20 protein-coding genes are annotated in these 20,978 nt (G+C 76.5%); 11 read left to right on the forward strand and 9 right to left on the reverse strand.

Going from position 1 to position 20,978, the window contains the following annotated elements; translation table 11 throughout:
- Window positions 1-58: 58 nt before the first annotated feature.
- Window positions 59-1,084: an ATP-binding protein gene (locus ACYQBY_RS07525; RefSeq protein WP_459643231.1), complete on the forward strand. Its 1,026-nt coding sequence runs from the start codon at window positions 59-61 to the stop codon at window positions 1,082-1,084.
- A 247-nt stretch (window positions 1,085-1,331) separates the two neighbouring features.
- Window positions 1,332-2,123, forward strand: a complete 792-nt coding sequence (locus ACYQBY_RS07530) for a ferritin-like domain-containing protein (protein WP_459643232.1) — start codon at window positions 1,332-1,334, stop codon at window positions 2,121-2,123.
- Between the two features lie 40 nt (window positions 2,124-2,163).
- On the opposite strand, the gene ACYQBY_RS07535 is transcribed toward ACYQBY_RS07530, so the two are convergent.
- The 3 genes from ACYQBY_RS07535 to ACYQBY_RS07545 all read right to left on the reverse strand — a co-directional run bounded on the left by ACYQBY_RS07535 (window position 2,164) and on the right by ACYQBY_RS07545 (window position 5,412).
- The gene (locus tag ACYQBY_RS07535) at window positions 2,164-3,702 is read right to left on the reverse strand and encodes a GGDEF domain-containing protein (protein ID WP_459643233.1); all 1,539 of its coding nucleotides are present in this window, start codon (window positions 3,700-3,702) and stop codon (window positions 2,164-2,166) included.
- A gap of 95 nt (window positions 3,703-3,797) precedes the next feature.
- Window positions 3,798-4,625 carry a hypothetical protein gene (locus ACYQBY_RS07540; protein WP_459643234.1) on the reverse strand — a complete coding sequence of 276 codons (828 nt, stop codon included), beginning with the start codon at window positions 4,623-4,625 and terminating at the stop codon, window positions 3,798-3,800.
- 55 nt (window positions 4,626-4,680) lie between these two features.
- Window positions 4,681-5,412, reverse strand: coding sequence for an SDR family oxidoreductase (locus ACYQBY_RS07545; protein ID WP_459643235.1), 732 nt, complete (start codon window positions 5,410-5,412; stop codon window positions 4,681-4,683).
- Between the two features lie 74 nt (window positions 5,413-5,486).
- On the opposite strand from ACYQBY_RS07545, the gene ACYQBY_RS07550 reads away from it, so the two are divergent.
- Window positions 5,487-6,119: a TetR-like C-terminal domain-containing protein gene (locus ACYQBY_RS07550; RefSeq protein WP_459643236.1), complete on the forward strand. Its 633-nt coding sequence runs from the start codon at window positions 5,487-5,489 to the stop codon at window positions 6,117-6,119.
- 27 nt (window positions 6,120-6,146) lie between these two features.
- Here ACYQBY_RS07550 and ACYQBY_RS07555 read toward each other — a convergent pair whose 3' ends face one another.
- From ACYQBY_RS07555 to ACYQBY_RS07565, 3 genes are all read right to left on the reverse strand, one after another.
- Window positions 6,147-6,776 (reverse strand): LysE family translocator, encoded by a 630-nt coding sequence (locus ACYQBY_RS07555; protein ID WP_459643237.1) that lies wholly within the window; start codon window positions 6,774-6,776, stop codon window positions 6,147-6,149.
- 116 nt (window positions 6,777-6,892) lie between these two features.
- Window positions 6,893-7,843: an SDR family NAD(P)-dependent oxidoreductase gene (locus ACYQBY_RS07560; RefSeq protein ID WP_459643238.1), complete on the reverse strand. Its 951-nt coding sequence runs from the start codon at window positions 7,841-7,843 to the stop codon at window positions 6,893-6,895.
- Complete coding sequence (locus tag ACYQBY_RS07565) at window positions 7,840-8,478, reverse strand: NAD(P)-dependent oxidoreductase (RefSeq protein ID WP_459643239.1); 639 nt, start codon at window positions 8,476-8,478, stop codon at window positions 7,840-7,842. The genes ACYQBY_RS07560 and ACYQBY_RS07565 overlap by 4 nt, the downstream gene beginning before the upstream one ends.
- A gap of 57 nt (window positions 8,479-8,535) precedes the next feature.
- Here ACYQBY_RS07565 and ACYQBY_RS07570 point away from each other — a divergent pair, with 57 nt between their 5' ends.
- From ACYQBY_RS07570 to ACYQBY_RS07595, 6 genes are all read left to right on the forward strand, one after another.
- Complete coding sequence (locus ACYQBY_RS07570) at window positions 8,536-9,114, forward strand: TetR/AcrR family transcriptional regulator (RefSeq protein ID WP_459643240.1); 579 nt, start codon at window positions 8,536-8,538, stop codon at window positions 9,112-9,114.
- 45 nt (window positions 9,115-9,159) lie between these two features.
- Window positions 9,160-10,275 (forward strand): histidinol-phosphate transaminase, encoded by a 1,116-nt coding sequence (gene hisC / locus ACYQBY_RS07575; protein ID WP_459643241.1) that lies wholly within the window; start codon window positions 9,160-9,162, stop codon window positions 10,273-10,275.
- Between the two features lie 181 nt (window positions 10,276-10,456).
- Window positions 10,457-11,557 carry a thiamine pyrophosphate-dependent dehydrogenase E1 component subunit alpha gene (locus ACYQBY_RS07580; RefSeq protein WP_459643253.1) on the forward strand — a complete coding sequence of 367 codons (1,101 nt, stop codon included), beginning with the start codon at window positions 10,457-10,459 and terminating at the stop codon, window positions 11,555-11,557.
- Entirely contained in the window at window positions 11,557-12,540 is a 984-nt protein-coding gene (locus ACYQBY_RS07585) for an alpha-ketoacid dehydrogenase subunit beta (protein WP_459643242.1), read from the forward strand. Before ACYQBY_RS07580 ends, ACYQBY_RS07585 begins: the two co-directional genes overlap by 1 nt.
- A 66-nt stretch (window positions 12,541-12,606) precedes the next feature.
- The gene (locus tag ACYQBY_RS07590) at window positions 12,607-14,025 is read left to right on the forward strand and encodes a dihydrolipoamide acetyltransferase family protein (protein WP_459643243.1); all 1,419 of its coding nucleotides are present in this window, start codon (window positions 12,607-12,609) and stop codon (window positions 14,023-14,025) included.
- Window positions 14,026-14,305: 280 nt separating this feature from the next.
- Window positions 14,306-15,808 (forward strand): hypothetical protein, encoded by a 1,503-nt coding sequence (locus tag ACYQBY_RS07595; RefSeq protein WP_459643244.1) that lies wholly within the window; start codon window positions 14,306-14,308, stop codon window positions 15,806-15,808.
- Here ACYQBY_RS07595 and ACYQBY_RS07600 read toward each other — a convergent pair.
- The gene (locus tag ACYQBY_RS07600; RefSeq protein WP_459643245.1) at window positions 15,780-16,538 is read right to left on the reverse strand and encodes a helix-turn-helix transcriptional regulator; all 759 of its coding nucleotides are present in this window, start codon (window positions 16,536-16,538) and stop codon (window positions 15,780-15,782) included. The two genes, ACYQBY_RS07595 and ACYQBY_RS07600, sit on opposite strands and share 29 nt — an antisense overlap.
- 89 nt (window positions 16,539-16,627) lie before the next feature.
- Between ACYQBY_RS07600 and ACYQBY_RS07605 the strand changes: the two genes are divergently transcribed.
- Together ACYQBY_RS07605 and ACYQBY_RS07610 are read left to right on the forward strand one after the other, a co-directional pair.
- Window positions 16,628-17,491, forward strand: coding sequence for an SDR family oxidoreductase (locus ACYQBY_RS07605; protein WP_459643246.1), 864 nt, complete (start codon window positions 16,628-16,630; stop codon window positions 17,489-17,491).
- A 106-nt stretch (window positions 17,492-17,597) separates the two neighbouring features.
- Complete coding sequence (locus ACYQBY_RS07610) at window positions 17,598-18,812, forward strand: GGDEF domain-containing protein (RefSeq protein WP_459643247.1); 1,215 nt, start codon at window positions 17,598-17,600, stop codon at window positions 18,810-18,812.
- A 13-nt stretch (window positions 18,813-18,825) separates the two neighbouring features.
- On the opposite strand, the gene ACYQBY_RS07615 is transcribed toward ACYQBY_RS07610, so the two are convergent.
- Both ACYQBY_RS07615 and ACYQBY_RS07620 read right to left on the reverse strand, forming a co-directional pair.
- On the reverse strand, window positions 18,826-19,491 hold the full coding sequence (locus tag ACYQBY_RS07615) for a hypothetical protein (RefSeq protein ID WP_459643248.1): 666 nt from the start codon (window positions 19,489-19,491) through the stop codon (window positions 18,826-18,828).
- A gap of 223 nt (window positions 19,492-19,714) precedes the next feature.
- On the reverse strand, window positions 19,715-20,917 hold the full coding sequence (locus ACYQBY_RS07620; protein WP_459643249.1) for an MFS transporter: 1,203 nt from the start codon (window positions 20,915-20,917) through the stop codon (window positions 19,715-19,717).
- Window positions 20,918-20,978: the final 61 nt, after the last annotated feature.

Below are 20,978 nucleotides of genomic sequence, written 5' to 3' on the forward strand. Positions count from 1 at the left end.
CCGCCGCCGTGACCTCAGCCGACCGGCCGGTCCGGCCGCGTTGTGCCAAGCTCGTGGTGTGAGCGAGAACGGCACGCTCGTGGACGTGCGACTGCTGCGGCTTCCCCTGCAGGAGCGCGCGCTGTTCACGCGGCACCTCGAGGGCCTGCTGCGCGAGCTGGCGCTGGTGCAGATCGGGGCGCAGCGCGACCCGTCGTCGCTGCCCGCGCGCCTGCTGGGCCTGGCCCACGAGCTGGACACCACCTACGCGCCCTTCCGGACCGGCCCGGGCGAGGTCATGGACGCCGCGGAGGCCGCGGGGCACGAGCACTGCGACGTCGTCTTCCCCGTCCCGGCGGACACGGCCCCCTTCCTGCGGCGGCTGCGGGATGCGCTGGAGGAGGCGGACGCTCTCTGCCGCGTCGACCGGCACCTGCTCACCCTGCCCGCACCCCAGGAGGTCGTGGCCTACCGGCGGTGGGTGCTGGGGGAGTTCCTCCGCCAGCTCACCGGCGGGGAACCCCGGCCGTGGACCGGCGACGACGTCGGTCGCCACGCCGACGGGCAGGACGACGGGGAGGAGCCGCCCGCGGAGCCGCTCGCCGCGCCCTGGCCCGCCCCGCACGAGGGCGGGGGCGAGGAGGCCGGGGAGGACGACGACGACGGCCGCGTCGTGGGCCGCCCCCTGCTGCTGGACCCGATGGCCAACACCGTCGCCGCGGCCCGCCGCTACGTCCGCGAGGCGCTGCGGGCGCTCGGCTCGGACGCCCTGGAGGAGTCGGCGGAGCTGGGCGTCTCGGAGCTGGTGACGAACGCGATGCTGCACGCGCGCACCGCGTTCAAGGTCACCGTCCGGCTCATGCCGTCCGGCGCGGTGCGCATCGACGTCACCGACTCCTCCCCCTCCGCGGTGCAGCCGCGCCGCTTCGGGGTCTCGGCGACCACCGGCCGGGGCCTGCGGCTCGTGGAGTCCGTCTCCGCCGACTGGGGCGTGAGCGCGGCGCCGGAGGGGCCGGGCAAGACGGTGTGGTTCGAGCCGCGGGAGACGATGGTGGACGCCGGGTTCGCCGGTGACTGGGCCGCCGAGATCGACGGCCTCACCTGACGTCCGGCCCCCCGGCCCGGGCCGGGGGGCCGGCCGGGACGCGCACCACCAGCACGCCCTCGGTGTGGAGGACGGGCACGTCCCCGGGCCGCAGCCCGGCACCCCGCAGCTCCCTCCGAGCGGCCTCGCGCCCGTGCCGCCCGGGGACTGTTCCGACCCGTGGGGGTGGCTGTCCGGGGGCGCACCCGTCCGGGTGAGCACTGCGTGTGCAGGCATCCACGGTGCGTCGGGGCACCGAAGACGGGGTATGGCTTTCACGATCGAGCAGTACGCGCGCACCGTCGAGCCCGTGCGGTGGGACGACCTGGACTTCGACGCCTTCCGGGTGGAGCCGCTGTCGGAGGGGGCGCTGCGCTGCCTGCGGTACATGAGCGACGTCGAGACGCACACGGTCTGCTACCTGCGCGACCTCCTCGTGACGCCGTCGCACGTCGACCCGGAGATCACGGTCTTCCTCACGAACTGGAACTACGAGGAGTACTGGCACGGGGAGGTGCTGGACGACGTCCTGGACGCCCACGGGCTGGACACCGGTGCCGAGCGCACGTCGGCGATGCGCAAGCGCCTGGGCTGGCGGGACCGGCTGGCCCCCACCCAGCAGGCGCTGCTGGCCAACGTCCTCGGCGCCGACTTCATCGCCACCCACATGACGTGGGGGGCGATCAACGAGTGGTGCACGCACGCCGCGTACGCGCGCTTCTCCGCCCGCGAGCAGCACCCGGTGCTGGACACGGTCCTCAAGCGGATCGCGAAGCAGGAGACGCGGCACATCGCGTTCTACAACTCCCAGGCCCGCGAGCGGCTGGCCCGCAGCCGCAAGGCGCAGGTCCTCACGCGGCTGGCGGTGAAGAACTTCTGGGGGATCGTGGGGTCCACGGTCATGCCGCGCGAGGAGGTGCGGCACCTGCTGGAGTACCTGTTCAGCGGCCCGGAGGGCCTGGCGGCCGCCCGGAAGATCGACAACAAGATCCACGGGCTGCCGGGCCTGGAGGGCACCTCCCTGGTGGAGCGGGAGCTGGGCCGGTACGGCATCTCCTGAGCGTCCCGGTCCCCCCGGGCGCCCCGGCGGTCCGGGTGGCTCAGCCCCGGTGGGGCGCGGGCACCCCGGGCGGGACGTGCGGGGCCGGGGGCCGCGGGGCGCCGGGACGCGGCGGTCGCGCCGCCTTGCGGGCCAGCAGCGCCCGGTCCCCGGCCTCGACGAGGTCCTCGAGCGTGCCGCCGTGCGCGGTGGCCGCCCCGGCGGTCACCGAGAGCTCCAGCTGCACCTGCCCGACCTGCACGGGGGTGGCCGCCACGGACGCCTCGACGCGGGCGGCGATCGCGGCGGCGACGCCGGCGTCCGCGCCGGGCAGGACCACGAGGAACTCGTCGCCGCCGTAGCGGCACACGAGGTCCTCCTCGCGCACGGCGGCGGTGATGCGGCGCACCACGGCCACGAGGGCGGCGTCCCCGGCGGGGTGCCCGTAGCCGTCGTTGATCTGCTTGAACAGGTTCATGTCCATCATCAGGACGCTGCACGGCTCGCCGCGGTGGGCGCTGGCCGCGACGAGCGCCGCGCCCTGCGCCATGCCCTCGGCGCGGCTGGCGGCGCCGGTGAGGGCGTCTCGGCTGGCGAGGATGCGGTAGCGGGAGGCCAGGCGGGCGTACTGGCGGTTGGCGATGAGCTGGCGGACCGCGGTGAGGGACATGACGGCGACCACGGCGATCGCGGTGGCGCTGACGGCGCTGTCGGTCAGGTCGGCCGAGGCGCGGATGAGGACGCAGCCGGCGCCCAGGACGGCGACGACGGGCAGGGGGCTGGGCGCGCGGTGGTCGCGGCTCACCTCCGGCTCGTCCGGGGAGCGGCGGCGCGCGTCGATCGCGGCGACGAGGAAGGCGGCGGCGGCGATCCAGGGCAGGTCGACCCAGTCGCCACCGGTGAAGCCCTCGGTGGTGGACAGGTACGCGAAGGCGGTGTCGGCGACCACGTAGCTGGCGCAGGACAGCAGGATCAGCACCAGCGCGGAGGACCCCGAGGCGCCCAGCATGAGCAGGCGTGCGGCGGCGGCGAGCAGGACGACGTCGGCGACGGGGTAGTAGATGTTCAGCAGGTGGGCCAGGTCGGGCGCCCAGAAGCTGCTGATCGGGCCCAGCACGAAGTACCACATGCCCACGAAGGCGGAGGCGCCGGTGATGAGGACGTCGAGCCCGAACAGGACGCGGGCGCGCCAGGTCGTGGCCTGGGTGTGGCCGAGCAGGAGCACGCCCGCGAACAGGAACAGGTAGAACGTCGAGTAGAAGACGTCCGCGAGGCTGGGGAAGGGTTCCTGCCCGAGGACGCCCTCGATCCACCACCAGCAGGCGTCGGCGAGGAACCTGCTGCCGACGGCGGCGACGATGCAGCCCCACGCCCAGCGGGCGCGGCGGGAGAGGTCCCCGCGCCGCAGGAGCAGCACGCCGACGACGACGCCGGCGGCGTCCAGCGGCAGGTAGGCGAAGTCGGTCCAGAAGGTGCGGGCGGGGCCCTCCGGGGCGAGGAGCCACCAGGTGAGGACGGCGGTGAGGTAGACGGCGAGGGCGACGACGGACCACCGCGCCGGGCGTGCCGGCGCGGCCGGGGTCTCACGTCGACGGCTCACGTCCCTCCATCGGCCCCGCGCGGCGGCCCCTTGACCCCTCGGGTGCGACCCGCCGGGCGACCTCCCGCGCGGGCTGTGGCCCCGACCTGGTGGGCTCAGCGCGCCAGGGAGGCCGCGTCCCCCATGACGACGACGGGGTGCAGCGCCGGGTCCAGCGCCAGCAGCAGCTCGCGCACGTGCTCCTCGGCGATGCTCACGCAGCCCCTGGTGGGCCCGGCGTGGTCGACGTGCAGCCAGATCCCGCCGCCCTTCGCCGCGCCGAGCGGGCGGGTCCTCTCCAGCGGCGAGGTCCCCGGCACGCGGTTGTAGTCGATGGCCAGGACGTGGTCGAAGGACCCCGTGAGCGGCTCGCCCTCCACGCCGGTGCCGGCGGCGGTGAACCGGTCGGAGCGGTGGTAGGGGAGGCGGGTGCCGGGGTCGGGGAGCAGGCCGCCGGCGTCGCTCAGGCCGAACACGCCCACGGGGGTGCGCAGATCGCCCTCGCGGTGGTCGGGGGTCCAGCCCCGGGCGCCGTTGTGGGCGGGCCACGTCGGGCCCGCCCGCCAGCCCTCCGGTCCCCGTTCGTGCAGCGTCACCGAGGAGATCGGGGAGCCGGCCGCCTCGCCGACGACGAGGACGACCTGGCCTGCCCCGGCCGGGACCGCCGCGAGGGTGGCGGGGCCGAGGCCGGGGAGTTGCCGCGCCGTCACCTGCTCTCCTGCCTCCGGTCCGGCCGGGGGCTGCGGTGCCGGGGGTTGCGCGGCGGCGCGGGCGGGGGCCGCGGTCCGCACGGACGCCGTCCCGGGGGTGCCGCAGGCGGCCAGGAGCGCCAGCGCCCCCGCCGTGGCGGCGAGGCGCACCACCTCCCGCCGTCCGGGTCCGCCCGCTCCTGCGGCCTCCTGCCCGTCGGCCCGCCCGTCGTCCGCCCGCTCCCGTCGTCCCATGGCCCCAGGACGGGGCCGGCGCCCCGGGGGGTTGCACGTGCCTCGCGGGGGTTGCTCAGGCCAGGCCGCCGTTGGCGTAGAGGACCTGCCCGTTGACCCAGCGACCGGGCCCGGCGAGGAAGGCGACGGCCTCGGCGACGTCCTCGGGGGTGCCGAGGCGCTCCAGGGGCGCGGCGGCGGCGAGGCGCTGGATCGTGGCCTCGTCCTTGCCCTCGAGGAAGAGGGGGGTGGCGGTGGGGCCGGGGGCGACGGTGTTGACGGTGACGTCCCGGCCGCGCAGCTCGCGGGCCAGGATCGGGGTGAGGGCCTCGACGGCGCCCTTGGTGGCGGCGTAGGCACCGTAGGTGGGGAAGTGCGTGCGCAGGACGCTGGTGGAGAAGGTGACGAGCGCGCCACCGGGGCGCAGGCGGCGGGCGGCCTGCTGGGCGACGGCGAAGGTGCCGCGCACGTTGGTGCGGTAGAGCTCGTCCAGGTCGGCGAGGTCGAGGTCCGCCACGGGCGCGAGCTCCATGGTCCCGGCGGTGTGGACGACGACGTCGACGCCGCCGAGCTCCTGCTCCGCGGTGTCGAAGAGGGCGGCGACCTCCTGCTCGTCGGCGACGTCGGCGCGGGCGGCGAGGGCGGTGCCGCCCGCGGCGGTGATGGCCTCGGCGGTCTCCTTCGCGCGGCCCGGGTTGCCGGCGTGGTGGACGAGGACGTGCAGGCCGTCGGCGGCGAGGCGCTCGGCGACGGCGCGGCCGATGCCGCCGGATCCGCCCGTGACGAGGGCGACGCGCGGGGTGGTCATGGGTTCCTCCTGCGGCTAGATGTGGACAGTACGTCCATATAAGCACGATGTGGACGCGATGTCCATATGCTGGGGTGACCATCGGCGGAACACCCCCGGAGCGCCCCGTGACCGACCAGCCCCTGCCACCCCGCCGCGGCCGCGGCCGACGGCCCGCCGACGAGGTCCGCCGGGACGTCCTCGACGCGGCCGGGCGCCTGCTCCTGTCAGGGGGCCTGGGCGCCTTCACCGTCGAGCGGGTCGCCGCGCTCGCCGGCGCGAGCAGGATGACGATCTCCAAGTGGTGGCCCTCCCGGGGCGTGCTCGCCCTCGACGCCTACTCCGCCACCGTGCAGCCCGCCCTCGCCTTCCCCGACACCGGCGACGTCGCCACCGACCTGCGCGGGCAGCTGCACGCCTTCGTGGAGCTGCTCACCGGCACCGGCGCGGGGCGCGTCGTCGCCGAGCTCGTCGGGCAGGCCCAGACGGACCCCGCGCTCGCGGCCGCCTGGTCCGAGCGCTACTCCCGCCCGCGCCGGGACCTCGGCGTGCAGGTGCTGCGCCGCGGGCAGGAGCGCGGCCAGCTGCGCGCCGACGCCGACCCCGAGGTGGTCGTCGACCAGCTCTGGGGCGCCTGCTACCACCGCCTGCTGCTGCCCGACGAGCCGCTCACCACGGCGTTCGCCGACGCCCTGCTGGACAACCTCCTGCGCGGCCTGCGGCCCTGAGCGGAGGTGCCCCGGCCGCGGCGCCGCTCAGCGCAGGGCGATCGCGCCGCCCAGGCCCACGAAGAGGGTGCCGGTCACCGCGTCCACGCCCCGCCGCGCCCGCCGGTACGCCGCCGTGACCGCCCGGCTGCCCGCCAGCGCGGCGACGGCGGCGAACCACGCCAGGGCCACCGCCAGCATCGAGGCCAGCACGAGCGCCCGGTCCGCGGTGCTCGCCCCCGCCGGCAGCAGGCTCGCGAACAGCGCGCCGAAGAAGACCAGCGCCTTGGGGTTGGCCAGGTTCGTCAGCAGGCCCAGCCGCCAGCTCCGCCAGCCACCAGGCGCGGCCCGCCCGGCATCCGGCCCGCCCTCCGGCTCCGGCGCGTCCCGGCGCAGCGCCGCCCGCAGCGTGCCGATCCCGAACCACACCAGGAAGGCCGCGCCGACGTAGCGCAGGACGAGGTAGACGTCGCGGTGCGCCTCCAGCAGCGCGCTGACGCCCAGCAGCGCCGCGACCGCCCAGCACGCGATGCCGGTGACCACCCCCGCCGCGACCAGCAGCCCCGCCCGGCGCGACTGCGCGGCGGAGGTGCGCAGCACCGCGAGGAAGTCCGGGCCGGGGCTGACGACGGCCAGCGTCCAGGCGGCGAGCAGGGCGGCGAGGGCTGCGGTGGACACGGTCGGGCTCCTGCGGCTCAGCCGGCGACGGGGGAGGCGGCGGCCGTTCCCCGGCCCCCGCTCCGTCCCAGCGTAGGACGCCTGCCGCAGGCCCGGGCCGGTGCGGTGCCGCACGGTCAGCGAGTGGCCCAGTCCCGGCTGGCCTCCCACGCGGCGGTGCACAGGCGCGGGTCGCGCAGCGCCACCGGCACCGGCGCCGCCACGGTCCGCACGTGGTAGCGGCCCGTGGTCCGCACCTCCGGGTCGGTGGCCAGGCGCACCACGGACGCGGCGCCCTGCTCGGGCGTGAGCAGGACGCGGTCCAGCAGGGGCCGCAGAGGCCTGAGCGCGGCGGGGACCAGGTCGTGGACGAGACGGGTGCCGACGATCCCGGGGTGGACCGAGTTCACGCTGACGCCCGAGCCGGCGAGGCGGCGGGCGAACTCGAAGCCGCAGGCGGTGGCGAGCAGCTTCGCCCGCGCGTAGGCCTCGAACGCGACGAAGCCCTCCGCCGGGTTGATCCGCCGCAGGTCGCCGAGCTGCGCCGGGTCCAGCCGCACCGGGCGCGGCCGGCCCGGGAGCCTCAGGAGGCGGGTGTCGTTCACGGAGTCCGAGACGACGTCGACGACGCGGGCCGAGCCTGCTGCGCGCAGCCGGTCCTGCAGCAGGAGTGTGAGGGTGAAACCGGCGAGGTGGTCGACGGCCACGTGGCGTTCGACGCCGTCGACGGTCTCGCCCCGCGTCCGGTAGTGGGCGCCGGCGTTGTTGACCAGCAGGTGCAGCACCTCGTGCTCGGCGCGGACGCGTGCGGCGACGGCGTGCACGCCCGCCCGCGAGGACAGGTCGCCGACGAGGACCTCGACCCGGTCGGCACCGGTGTCCCGGGCCACCTGGTCCCGCAGGTGCCGGCCCCGGCCGGGGTCGCGGGAGACGGTGAGCACGTGCGCCCCGGCGCGGGCCAGTTCGGTGACGAGAACCCGGCCCATGCCGCCCGTCCCGCCGCTCACCAGTGCCGTCGTGCCCCGCAGGTCGGCCCGCACCGCGTGCCCGGCGCCGCCGTGGCGTGCGGAGGAGCGCGTGGCGCTCACGCGGTGATCCGGGGTGCGCGGTGGACGTAGGTGCGCGCGCCCACCTCGTGGAGCAGGAAGTCGGCCAGGTCGGCGCGGGGCAGCGCCGAGGTGAGCCCGATGCGCAGGTCCTCGCTGCTGCGGTAGGCGCCCGTGGCGTCCCGGTCCGTCAGGGCCGGTGGGCGCACGATGGTCCAGTCGCAGTCGGAGGCCCGCAGCGCCGACTCCATCGACTCCTTGTCGCGCATCTTGGCGCCCACCAGCGCCCAGACGCCCAGGCAGTACGGCGAGCGGTCGCGGCTGTCGCCCACGCCGTGGGCGCTGACGACGACGAGGCGGCGCACCCCGGTCCGCGCCATCGAGCCCAGGGTCGAGGTCACGACATCCGTGCACGCGGTGGACGGGCCGCGCCCGGTGGGCCCCACGGTGCTGATCACCGCGTCGTGGTCCGCGAGGGCCGCGTCCAGCGCGCCCGGCGCGCCCGGGTCGGCGACGACGAGCTCCTCCACGCCGTGCGCCGGCCGGAGGGTGCCGCCGCGGCGCACGACCGCGGTCACGTGCCGGCCGCGGCGGCGGGCTGCGTCGACGACGGCGCGCCCTGTGCGCCCGCTCGCCCCGAGCAGGAGGACGCGGAGTTCTGAGTCAGGATGTCTCACAGTGGGACCATCACAGAGTCGCCGCCTGTGAGTCAAGATGTCTCGTAAGCTGGGGACGTGGCGTCCTCCACCGATCCCCGTGCGCTGCGCAGCCGCGACGCCATGCTCGAGGCGGCGCGCAGGATCCTGCGCGAGCACGGGCCTGCCGCCGTCACGCACCAGCGCGTGGCCGAGCAGGCGGGGGTGGGCCGCGCCACCGTCTACCGCCACTGGCCCACCGCCGGCGCGGTGCTCGCCGACGCGATGGCCGGCGCGCCGCTGCCCTTCTTCGCCGACCCGGAGGTGCCCGTCCGCCCGTGGCTGCTGACCCGGCTGCGCGCACTGGCCGACGAGATGCTGCTGCCCGAGGTCGTCGCGGTCACGGTCACCCTCGTCCACGGCGCCGTCTGGGACGCCGACGGCCGGCAGCGGCGCGACGCTTCGGCCGCCGCCGCGTCCCGGCAGCTGCGCGCGGCGCTGCGGTCGGCGGTCGAGACCGGCGAGCTGACCCCCGCCGCGGACCCCGCCGACGCCGCGGCCCTCGTCCTCGGGCCGCTGCTCTACCGCAGCCTCCTCGAGCCCGGCCGGCTGCCCGACGCCGCCCTCGAGCGGATCCTGGACTCCCTCGGGCGGTGGAACACGACCCCGGGAACGTGAACCGCCGCCCCGCCGCGCGGGACCGGCGGTGCCTAGGGTGCGGGCATGAGCACCGAGACCCCGGCCGGGCCCACCGCCGACCCCGTGCTGCCCCGCCTGCGCGCCGCCCTCGACGGCGTGCCCGCGTACGTGGCCGGCAAGCCCGCCACCGGGAGCGGGACGGCCTTCAAGGCGTCCTCCAACGAGAACCCGTACCCGCCCCTGCCGAGCGTGCTGGAGGCGGTGGCGCGCGCGGCGGCGCAGCTCAACCGCTACCCCGACTTCGCCGCCACCGCCATGACCGGCGCCATCGCGGAGCGCTTCGGGGTGCGCCGCGAGGAGCTGGTCACGGGTACCGGCAGCGTGGGCCTGCTCGCCCAGCTCGTGCAGATCACCTGCGAGCCGGGCGACGAGGTGGTGCTGCCGTGGCGCAGCTTCGAGGCGTACCCGATCACCGTGCAGCTCGCCGGTGCCCGGGCGGTGCCGGTGCCGCTGACGCCCGACGCCCGCCACGACCTGCCCGCGATGGCCGCCGCGGTCACCGGCCGGACCCGGCTGGTGCTGCTGTGCTCCCCGAACAACCCCACCGGCCCGGCCCTGCGCCGCGGGGAGCTGGTGGAGTTCCTCGACGCGGTGCCCGGGGATGTGACGGTCGTGCTGGACGAGGCGTACCGGGAGTTCGCGCGCGACCCGGAGGTGCCCGACGGCCTGGCGGTGCGCGAGGGCCGGCCCAACGTCGTGGTGCTGCGCACCTTCTCCAAGGCGTACGGCCTGGCGGGCCTGCGCGTCGGCTACGCGGTGGCGCACCCGCACGTGGCGACCGCGCTGGCCAAGGCGGCGACCCCGTTCGGGGTGTCGGCGGTGGCGCAGGCCGCGGTGGTGGCCTCGCTGCTGCCGCAGGCGGAGCGGGAGCTGCTGGAGCGGGTGGACGCCCTCGTCGCCGAGCGCGGCCGGCTGCTGGCGGGCCTGCGGGAGCAGGGGTGGGACGTGCCGGACGCGGAGGGCAACTTCGTGTGGCTGCCGGTGGGGGCGGCGTCGGCGGAGGTGGCCGCGGAGCTCGCCGCGGGCGGTGTCGTGGTGCGCCCCTTCGGGGGGGAGGGGGTGCGGGTGACGGTGGCCGAGCCGGAGGCGAACGCGCGGGTGCTCTCGCTCGCACGGGGGCTGCGGGGCCGCCGGGGGTGACCCCTGGGTGGCCCAGCCCGGCTGGCAGGTGGTTCCCACCGGACCTACGGTTGCGTAAGGTACGCGACCGTAGGTAGCGCCGGACGCAGTGGAGGCACCCGTGAGCACCGGTACGACGGCACCCGGCGACCCCGCCGTGGACGCCCTCGGGGAGTCCGCCCCCACCGGCGACCCCGCGGGCATGGTCCAGCTCCTCACCCCCGGCGGCCGCCGCGTGGAGCACCCCGGCTACGAGGCCGACCTCGACGAGGACGAGCTGCTGGCCCTGTACCGCGACCTCGTCCTCGTCCGCCGCCTCGACACCGAGGCCACCGCCCTGCAGCGGCAGGGCGAGCTCGGCCTCTGGGCGGGCCTGCTCGGGCAGGAGGCCGCGCAGATCGGCGCCGGCCGCGCCATGCGCCGCCAGGACCACGCCTTCCCCACCTACCGCGAGCACGGCATCGCCTGGTGCCGCGACGTGGACCCCCTCGGCATCCTCGAGCTGTACCGCGGCACCAGCCACGGCGGCTGGGACCCCGTCGCCTCCGGCCTGCACCCGTACACCCTCGTGATCGCCGCGCAGATGCTCCCCGCCACCGGCTACGCCATGGGCGTGCAGCGCGACGGGGCCGTCGGCACGGGCGACGAGGACCGCGACACGGCCGTCATCGCCTTCCTCGGCGACGGCGCCACCTCCCAGGGCGAGGCGGCCGAGGCCCTGCAGTGGGCCGCGACGTTCAACGCCCCCCTCGTGGTGTTCTGCCAGAACAACCAGTGGGCCATCTCCGAGCCGGTGTCCCTCCAGGCCCGCGTCTCCCTGCACCGGCGCGCCGAGGGCGTCGGCGTGCCGGGCGTCCTCGTCGACGGCAACGACGTCCTGGCGTGCCTCGCGGTCACCCGCGCCGCCCTGGACCGGGCCCGCTCCGGCGGCGGCCCCACCTTCGTGGAGGCCTGGACGTACCGGATGGGCGCGCACACCACGTCCGACGACCCCACCCGCTACCGCCACGCCGCCGAGGTCGACGTGTGGCGCGCCAAGGACCCGATCGACAGGTTCCACCGCTACCTGCAGGGCGAGGGGCTGCTCGACGAGGAGTTTCTCGCCGGCCTGGACGCCGAGGCGGAGGAGCTCGCCGTGCGGCTGCGCGCGGGGGTCCGCGAGCTGCCCGACCCGGGCCCGCTGGAGATGTTCGACCACGCCTACGCCGAGCCGCACACCCAGGTCGAGGAGGAGCGCGCGGAGTTCGCCGCGTACCTCGCCTCCCTCGAGGACGAGACCACCACCGACGGGAGGACCCGCTGATGCCGAACCTGCCGCTCGGCAAGGCCGTCAACGCCGGCCTGCGCGCCGCGATGGAGCGCGACCCCTCCGTCCTGCTCATGGGCGAGGACATCGGCAAGCTCGGGGGCGTCTTCCGGGTCACCGAGGGCCTGCAGAAGGACTTCGGCGAGGCGCGCGTCCTGGACACCCCCCTGGCGGAGGCCGGGATCGTGGGCAGCGCGATCGGGCTGGCGCTGCGCGGCTACCGCCCCGTGTGCGAGATCCAGTTCAACGGCTTCGTGTACCCGGCGTTCAACCAGATCGTCACCCAGCTCGCGAAGCTGCGCGCCCGCACCCGCGGCCGCCTCGGCCTGCCCGTCGTGATCCGCATCCCCTTCGGCGGGGGCATCGGCTCCGTGGAGCACCACAGCGAGAGCCCCGAGGCGCTCTTCGCGCACACCTCGGGCCTGCGCGTGGTGACGCCGGCGTCGGCGCACGACGCGTACTGGATGATCCAGCAGTCCATCGCCTCCCCGGACCCCGTCGTCTTCCTGGAGCCGGAGCGCCGCTACTGGGACAAGGGCGACGTGGACACCGCCCTGGACCCCGCAGGGGTCGAGCCGCTGCACCGCGCCCGCATCGTGCGCCGCGGGGAGCACGCCACCCTCGCCGCCTACGGGCCGACGGTGCGCCTGGCGCTGGAGGCCGCGCAGGCCGCCGCGGCCGACGGCACGGAGCTGGAGGTCGTGGACCTGCGCACGATCTCCCCGCTGGACGTGGACACCGTCGCGGAGTCCGTGCGGCGCACCGGCCGCCTCGTGGTCGTCCACGAGGCACCCGTGTTCGGCGGGATCGGCGGGGAGCTGGCCGCGCGGGTCACCGAGCGGTGCTTCTTCTCGCTGGAGGCGCCGGTGCTGCGGGTCGGGGGGTTCCACCTGCCCTACCCGGCGGCCCGCGCGGAGGAGCACTACCTGCCGGACGTCGACCGGGTCCTCGACGCGGTCGACCGCTCCCTCGCCGCCTGACCCGCCGCCCGAGACCACCGCGGACACCCTCCGCAGGAACCCACCGAGACCTCCGGACAGGACACCGTGCCCACGCTCAAGCAGTTCCTCCTCCCCGACGCCGGCGAAGGGCTCACCGAGGCCGAGATCGTCTCCTGGAAGGTCGGGCCCGGGGACCCCGTCGCCGTCAACGACGTCCTCGTGGAGATCGAGACCGCCAAGTCGCTCGTGGAGCTGCCCAGCCCCTTCGCGGGGGTGGTCGCGGAGCTGCTCGTCGCGGAGGGCTCCACCGTCGACGTGGGCACCGCGATCGTGGCGGTGGACGTGGACCCGGGCGGGTCGGTCGGGGTGGACCCGGGCGGGTCGGTCGGGGTGGACCCGGGCGGGTCGGTGGACGTGGACCCGGGTGGGTCGGTCGGGGTGGACCCGGGCCGGTCCGCCGGTGGGCAGGGGACCTCCGGCTCCGGTGCGGTGCTCGTCGGGTACGGCACCCGTGAGGCGCCCGCCTCGCGCCGCCGCCGGCGCACCGGCGGCGCGCCGTCCCCCGCCCGCCCGAACCCGGGGAAGGGTGCGGGGCAGGCCCTGCCGGAGCGCCCGGACCCGGAGAAGGGCGCGGAGCAGGCCCCCCCGGCCCGCGTGCTCGCCAAGCCGCCGGTGCGCAAGCTCGCCCGCGACCTCGGCGTGGACCTCGCCACCGCCCGTCCCACAGGACCCGGCGGCACCCTCACCCGCCAGGACGTCCTCGACCTCGCGCCGGGCGGGGCGCAGGCCGCCGCCCAGCCGGTGCGCCGCCGCGAGGAGCGCCCCCGCGAGAAGCACGTCCCCATCCGGGGCGTCCGCAAGGCCACCGCCCAGGCGATGGTGGAGAGCGCGTTCTCCGCCCCGCACGTCACCGTCTTCACCACCGTCGACGTCACCCGCACGATGAAGCTGGTCGCCCGGCTCAAGGAGGACCCGCAGTTCGCCGGGCTGCGCATCTCCCCGCTGCTCGTCGTCGCCAAGGCGCTGCTCGTCGCCGTCCGGCGCAACCCGGACGTCAACGCCACCTGGGACGGCGACGCGCAGGTCATCGTGGTGAAGAACTACGTGAACCTCGGCATCGCCGCCGCCACCCCGCGCGGGCTGCTCGTGCCGAACGTCAAGGACGCCGACCAGATGGACCTGCGGCAGCTCGCGGAGGCGCTGGGGGAGCTGACGCGCACCGCCCGCGAGGGCCGCACCACGCCCGCGGACACCGCCGACGGCACGATCACCATCACGAACGTCGGGGTGTTCGGCATCGACACCGGCACCCCGATCCTCAACCCCGGCGAGGCGGCGATACTCGCGCTGGGCAAGATCGCGCAGCAGCCCGCCGTGCACAAGGGCAGGGTGAAGCCGCGGTGGATGACGACGCTGGGCCTGTCGTTCGACCACCGCATGGTCGACGGGGAGCTGGGCAGCCGGTTCCTCGCGGACATCGCCGCCGTCCTGGAGGACCCGGTCCGGGCGCTCACGTGGAGCTGACGGCGGGGCTCACGGGGAGTGGACACCTCGAACGCCTCGTGATCCAGCTCGGCTGAACGAGTGAAATCGTGTGGAGCGAGCGGGTGAGAGACGCCGGGCGCGCGGGATCGCCCCGGCCGACCTCCCACCGTCCCCGCCGGGAGCACCCCGCGAGAACGGCCTGCTGGGCGAGCGTGTCCGCCGGACGACCACGGGTCCGGTGACCCCGGCCGCCGGGGCCCTCGGGCAGGCGGAGCCCTCCCCCGCACGGGTACCTTCACGCAACGTGAGACCTTCAGGCATGCTCGAGCGCACCAGCGACCAGCCGGAGCCGGACTTCCTCGACGTCCGGCGGCAGTCGCCGGTCAGCGCCGACACCGTCCGGCGTCAGGTCGCCGAGCCGGACTCGCCCGTCCTGGTCGACTTCGACCACACGCTCTTCGCCTGCAACAGCACCGAGCTCTTCATCGCGCGCTGCCGGCCGTCCCTGGTGGTCGCCGTCATCGACTTCCTGGTGCGGGTGTGCGTGCCGTGGCGGCTGGTCCCCGGTGGCCGCGGCTACCGCGTCCGCGACTACCTCTGCGTCGTCCTGATCGTCGTCCTGACGCCCTGGAACCTGCTCCTGTGGCGCCGGGCGGCGCCGGCCCTGTTCGAGCAGCACCGCGCCACCGGGGTCTCCGCCCTCTTCGCCGACGTCGACCGGTCGAGGCTCACGATCATCTCCTTCGGCATGGCGTTCGTGATCCGGGGGCTGCTCAGGGGGAGCGAGTACGAGTCCGCCGCGCTGCTCGCGACGCCACTGCTGCCGCGGCCGTCCTGGTTCGCCGGGGGCAAGACGGCGACGGCGGTCGGGGCCGTCGGCGAGGACGGGGTCGCCCGGGCCGTCTTCGTCTCCGACTCCCTCGACGACGCCGACCTGCTCGGGGCGTGCCGCTCCGGTCTCCTCGTCCCCCCGCAGGGTCAGCGGATGTCCGCCCGCGAGCGGCTCTACATCCCGATGCGCTACACCGCCCGGGTCAAGTTCACGCCCTGGTACACGCTGGACCAGTTCCTCCTGGTGGACGCCCTCGTCATCGCCATCGCCGTCTCCCACGACGCGGGGAGCCTGCTCCGCTTCGCGGTGATCGCGCCGCTGCTGCTGCTGTCGGTGATGTCGGTCTACGAGATCGGCTACTTCGAGAACGACATGCACGCCGCGAGGTTCGAGGAGCGCCCGAACCTGGACCCGGCCGTGTCGCGGTTCCGGGACTACCCGATCCGGGTCCAGGCGTGGATCTGGGCCGCCGCCTCCGCGGCGGCCGGTCTGGGCGCGGCAGTCCTGCTCGGCGAGCTCGGCACCGGTGAGCTCCTGCGGGCCGGCGTCTCCTGGGTGCTGCTGCTGCTCGTGCTGCGCGCGGTGTTCTTCGTCTACAACCGGACCAGGCCCGACGTGCGGATGCTCTCCTACCCCGTGCTGCAGGCCCTGAAGTACGGCGCCGTCTTCCTGGTGTTCGTCCCGAGCGTCGTCGGGGTGGCCCTGGTGATGAGCCAGATCACGGCGATGTGGGCGACCTACGTCGTCTACCGGCTCGACGGGCGCAAGGAGGCCCTGGACCGGGACCTCTTCCGCACCGTGGCGTTCCTGGTCGCCGCCGGGCTGCTCGGCACGGCGGGTCTCGTGCACGGCGGGTTCCTCGCCCAGGGCGCCGTGCACGGGTCGGCGGACCTGTTCTGCTTCGTCGTCGCCCTGCTGTGGTCGCTGGTCAGGGTCGCCAAGGCCCCGGTGACGCGCCGGCTCAGGTCCCGGCTCGCGTCCCGGTCCTGACCGCGCGCAGACAGCGCCGCGCCTGCGCGCGCAGGGCGGCGGTGAGCTCCGGCGGGCCCGAGACCACGTCGAACCCGACACCGGTCGAGGTGAGCACCCACACCAGGTCCGCCGGGTCCGGGGCCCCGACGTGCAGCAGGCAGCGCTCGCCGTCCACGGCCTCCAGGACCCCGGTACCCGGCCAGAGGCGTTCCGCCAGGACCCCGGCGGAGGCGTGCAGCAGGACCGTCGCCCGCACCGGCCACGCCCGCCGGGACAGGCCGTCGGCGACGAACGCGGCCGCGTCCCCGCCCGGCAGGGGCCGCGGGGTGAACCGCGGGCCGGTCGGGACGCGCAGGTCGGCGCGGTCCACCCGGAACGTCCGCCAGTCGTCCCGGTCGGTGTCGAAGGCCACGAGGTACCAGTGCCGTCCGGCGCTGACGAGCCGGTGCGGCTCCACCCGCCGCAGCGACCCCCGCCCGTCGTGGCCGGTGTAGCCGAAGCGCAGCACCTCCTGCCGCCGGCACGCCTCGGCGATCGCCACGAGGACGCCCGGCGCGACGCGGGGGCCGCCGTCGGGGACGCGCACCACCGCCCCGTCGAGCGTCCCCACCCGGTGCCGCAGCCGGGAGGGCAGGATGCGCTCCAGCTTCGCCAGCGCCCGCGCCGCGGCGTCCTCCGCGCCGGAGCGCTCGCGCGCCGTGTCGAGCAGGGACAGCAGCCGCAGCAGCCGCGCCGAGGAGTCGAGCACGGCAGGAGCCTGCCACCGGCCGAGGACCGGGGCCGTCCTCGGTCGTCCCTAGCGTCGGGGGCTCCGGCAGACCGACCGAGGAGGACCCCGTGACCCCCACCCCTGCCCGTCCCACCACCGTCCTGGTGACCGGCGCCACCGGCACGGTGGGCCGCCCCCTCGTGGCGCGGCTGCGCTCGGCGGGCCACCGCGTGCGGGCCCTGACGCGCACCCCGGCCACGGCCGTCCCGGGCCCCGGGGTGGAGGTCGTCGGCGGCGACCTCACCGACCCCGCGAGCCTGGGGCGGGTGTTCGAGGGCGTCGGGGCGGCGCACCTCATCACGTTCGACGGCGCGACCTCCGCGCCCCTGACCCGCGACGTCGTCGCGGCGGCGGAGGCGGCCGGTGTCCGCCGGGTCACCGTGCTGCGCGGGGACGTCGTGGACGGGCCCGTGGAGAGCGCGGTGCGGGCCTCCGGCCTGCGCTGGACGATGCTCGCCCCCGGGGAGTTCATGGCCGGCGCCCTGGAGTGGGCGGAGCAGGTGCGCACGGAGGGGGTGGTCCGGGAGGGGTTCGCCGACGCCCCCAGCGCCCCGGTGCACGAGGCCGACATCGCCGCGGTGGCCGCCGAGGCGCTGACCGGCGACGGCCACCACGGCCGGGACCTGGAGCTGACCGGGCCGGAGGTCCTGACGGTCCGGGACCGGGTGCGGATCCTGGGCGAGGTCCTCGGCCGGGACGTCCGCCTCGTGGAACCGGGACGGGACGAGGTCGTCGCCCGGTGGCGGGAGCAGGGCTTCACCGAGGAGGACGTGCAGTTCTTCCTCGCGATGCGCACCGACCCGCCCGAGGGCGGGCGCACCGTGCGGCCCACCGTGGCGGAGGTGACGGGCAGGCCCGCGCGCCCGTTCGCGCGCTGGGTGGCGGAGAACTCCGCGGCGTTCGGGGTGCCGGTGGGGGCGACGGCGCCCTGAGCGGGGGCCGTCCGGGTGGGGCCGCCCCCGCACCCTGAAGCCGCGCCCCTCCCGTGCCGAGACACCCGGGACGGGGTTCGGCGGGAGCGGTGCGGGAGGGGGCGGCATGCGCGCGTGGTCGCGGTGGCTGCTGACCGTGCGCCACCCCGGGCGGGAGGTGCGCCGCCGGGGCCGGGTCCTCGTCCTGTTCGCCTCGCTGCAGTCGCTGCTCGCCGTGGCCGGTGCCCCCTTCACCGCCCTCACGATCGACAACGGGTACCTGGCGTTCCCCGTCGTCGCCGGGGTGGTCGCGGGGTACGCCGCCATGATCGCCACGGCCCGCCGGGGCCGGGTGGACCTGGCGGCGGTGGGGATCCTCGCCACCTACGTCCTCGCGGTCCTGGCGGGCACCGTGCTGGGCGGGGCCGCCGCGAGCCTGCCGGTCTTCATGGTCGGGTTCGTCTCCCTCGCGGGGATCCTCCTGCCCCGGCGCGCGCTGCTGCCCGTGCTGCTCGTCGCCCTCGGCACCACCCTCGCCGCGCCGCTCGCGGTGGGCGGCCGGACGCGGGGGCTCGACTACACCGAGGTCCTCGTCTACTCCTGCCTCGTCGGGGGGTTCGCCGCCCTCGTCGCCGCGGTCAACAAGTGGGTGACGGACCACGCGTTCGACGACGCGGACGCCGAGCGCCTGCGCGCGCGGGAGCAGCAGCGCCGCGCCGAGGACCTCGCCGAGGCCCTGCGCGTGGCGAACACCGACCTGGAGCGGCGCGTGGCCGAGCGCACCGCGGAGCTGTCGTCGGCGCTGACGCGCTACGAGGCCCTCGCGGAGCAGCTGGCGGAGCTGTCCGCGCGGGACCACCTCACGGGCCTGGCCAACCGCCGCCGCCTCGACACCGAGCTGGACCGCCTGCGCGGCGAGGACCCGCACGGCACCCTCGCCCTGGCCGTCACCGACCTCGACGACTTCAAGCGGGTCAACGACACCTTCGGCCACCAGGTCGGCGACGTCGTCCTCCAGCGCGTCGCGGACGTCCTGCGGCAGGTGTCCCGCCGCGGTGACGTGGCCGCCCGCATGGGCGGTGAGGAGTTCGTGCTCCTCATGCCCGCCACCACCGCCGAGGAGGCCGTCGCCCGCTGCGAGCGGCTGCGCCGGGGGGTCGCCGCGCTGTCCTTCGACGACGTGGTGCCCGGCCTGCGCGTGACCACCAGCACCGGGGTGGCGCAGGCGGGCCCCGACGGCACCTGCGAGGACCTCCTGCGCCGCGCCGACGCGCTGCTGTACGAGGCCAAGCGCTCGGGCAAGAACCGGGTGGCGGGCGCGCTGCAGGGCACGCGCGGCTGAGCGGCAGGACCGTTCACCCCGCCCGCTGCCGCAGGACCAGGTGGACGAGCACCCCCTGCCACCCGAGCACCGCCACCAAGCACGCCACCAGCACCGCCGGCGGTGCCGTCTGCACGGTCCCGGCGGGCAGCGCGAGCGTCGCGTACAGCGCGACGACCCCGCACGCCCACAGGGCCAGCGCGGCCCGCCGGTCCCGGCCGGCGGGACTCGGCCGCGCCGCGACCCCCAGCCCGCGCAGGTCGTGCGGGGGGTGCGCCCGCACCATCCGCCGCCGCGACCGGTACACCGCGGTGTGCGGGTAGCGCCGCGCCAGGGCGCGCACGGCGCCGCGGCCCGCGAGGCGGGGCACCGCGACGGCCTCCACGCGGGCCGCCGCGGCGCGGAAGCCGTGGTCCCCCAGGACGACGCGCCCGCTGGCGGCCACGACGGCGGCCACGTCGCCGTACCCGGAACCGGGCCCGGCGTCCACCGCGTGGTACCAGGCGTACAGCCCGCAGCCGCACCCCGCGGCGGGAGCGGCGTGCTCCCCGCCCGCGGCGCAGACGGCGTGCTGCACGGAGGCGCCCCAGGGGCCCGAGGCGGTGTGGACGGCCGGGTGCAGGGCGCCCCCGTGCAGCCGGAACCTGCGGTAGCCGCGCAGTTCCCCGGCGACCAGCGCGGGTGGTTCCCTCCTGCTCACGCCGGGACCTCCTCGGCCGGTGCGGGTGCGGGCTCCTCCCGCGGCCCCGGCGCGGGAACCGGCGCCCGCAGCGGCTCGAACTCGACGTGCCGGCGTTCGGTGCCGATGTCCACGGAACCCTCCCCTCGGGCCGCACCGGACGGTTCCGGTGCTCGTGCGCCCAGGGTGCGCTCCCGGCCGGTGCGGGGTCGATGACCTCGCAGGTCATGGCGGTGTGCCCCGCTCACCCCTCCGTGCCCGCGGGTGCCTCCCCGAGCCACCGCCGCCCCGCCAGGGCCACGGCCAGCGCGGCGACGGCGCACCCGGCGGCCACCGCCAACCCCGTGCGCGCCGGCGCGGTGTCCAGGACCCACCCCACGGCGGGCCCGGCGGCGGCCAGGCCCAGGCCGATCGCCGCCGACGTCCACGCCATGCCCTCGGTGAAGCGCCCCGGGCCGGCGAGGGACCGCACGAGGGTCGCGCCGCTGATCATGATGGGGGAGATGCCCACCCCGGTGACCAGCAGCGCCAGGGCCAGGGTGGCCGGTGAGGTCGCCAGCGTCGTCAGCGCCGTGCCCGCGCAGAACACGGCGGTCGCGGCGAGGAGCAGTTGCGCGGGCGGGCGCCGCCAGTGCACCGCGCCGTACACGACGCCCGCCAGCAGGCTCGCCACGGCGAACACCGCCAGCACCGGGCCCGCCGCGCCCGGGCGGCCCAGGGCGGCGGTGAACGCCACGGTCGACAGGTCCACCGCCCCGAACACCGCGCCGAGCAGGCCGAACACCACGACGAGGACCACCACGCCGGGCAGCGCCCACACCGGCCCGGCGTGCCGGCCCGCCTCGTGCCGGACGGCGGGCGGCTCCGTGGAGCGCTGCAGCAGCAGCAGGGGGTATCCGGCGGTGTACCCGGCCAGGGCGAGCAGGACACCGGCGGCCGGGTGCACCTGCACGGCGAGCACGGTGACGAGGACGGGCCCGGTGACGAAGAGGACCTCGTCCAGCACGGACTCCAGCGAGAACGCCGTGTGCAGCCGCGGGGAGTCCCCCAGCAGGTGGGACCACCGGGAGCGCACCAGGGAGCCGGGGGAGCCGAACCCCAGTCCGGCCACCGCCGCGCAGACGGCCGCCACGACCAGCGGCAGCCCCGCGAGCACCACCGCGACCACCGCCACGACGGCCGGCACGTGGACGGCCACGAGCGGCCACATGACCCGCGCCTGCCCGTGCCGGTCCACCAGCCGCCCCAGCCAGGGCGCGGCGAGGGCCTGCGGCAGCGTGTACGCCGCGGCGACGGCCCCGGCGCCGAGGTAGGAGCCGCGGGTCAGCGAGACGAGCAGGACGATCCCGAGGGTCATCGTGGAGATCGGCAGGCGGGCCAGCAGCCCCGCGGCGGAGAACGCGGCGCCCCCCGGGGCGCGCAGCACGTCGGCGTAGGGGCTCAGCACGGGACCATCCCACCACCGGTGCCCGTGCACCCCGGGCCCCGTGCACCCTGCGCCCGCCCCA

Source organism: Kineococcus anabasis (assembly GCF_054590795.1).

Bases quoted from the DNA above. Each gene is read 5' to 3' on its own strand.
- ACYQBY_RS07580 (WP_459643253.1), top strand. From the start codon at position 10,457: ATGGTCCAGCTCCTCACCCCCGGCGGCCGCCGCGTGGAGCACCCCGGC.
- ACYQBY_RS07545 (WP_459643235.1), bottom strand. From the start codon at position 5,412: ATGACCACCCCGCGCGTCGCCCTCGTCACGGGCGGATCCGGCGGCATC.
- hisC (WP_459643241.1), top strand. From the start codon at position 9,160: ATGAGCACCGAGACCCCGGCCGGGCCCACCGCCGACCCCGTGCTGCCC.
- ACYQBY_RS07585 (WP_459643242.1), top strand. From the start codon at position 11,557: ATGCCGAACCTGCCGCTCGGCAAGGCCGTCAACGCCGGCCTGCGCGCC.
- ACYQBY_RS07610 (WP_459643247.1), top strand. From the start codon at position 17,598: ATGCGCGCGTGGTCGCGGTGGCTGCTGACCGTGCGCCACCCCGGGCGG.
- ACYQBY_RS07595 (WP_459643244.1), top strand. From the start codon at position 14,306: ATGCTCGAGCGCACCAGCGACCAGCCGGAGCCGGACTTCCTCGACGTC.
- ACYQBY_RS07530 (WP_459643232.1), top strand. From the start codon at position 1,332: ATGGCTTTCACGATCGAGCAGTACGCGCGCACCGTCGAGCCCGTGCGG.
- ACYQBY_RS07540 (WP_459643234.1), bottom strand. From the start codon at position 4,625: ATGGGACGACGGGAGCGGGCGGACGACGGGCGGGCCGACGGGCAGGAG.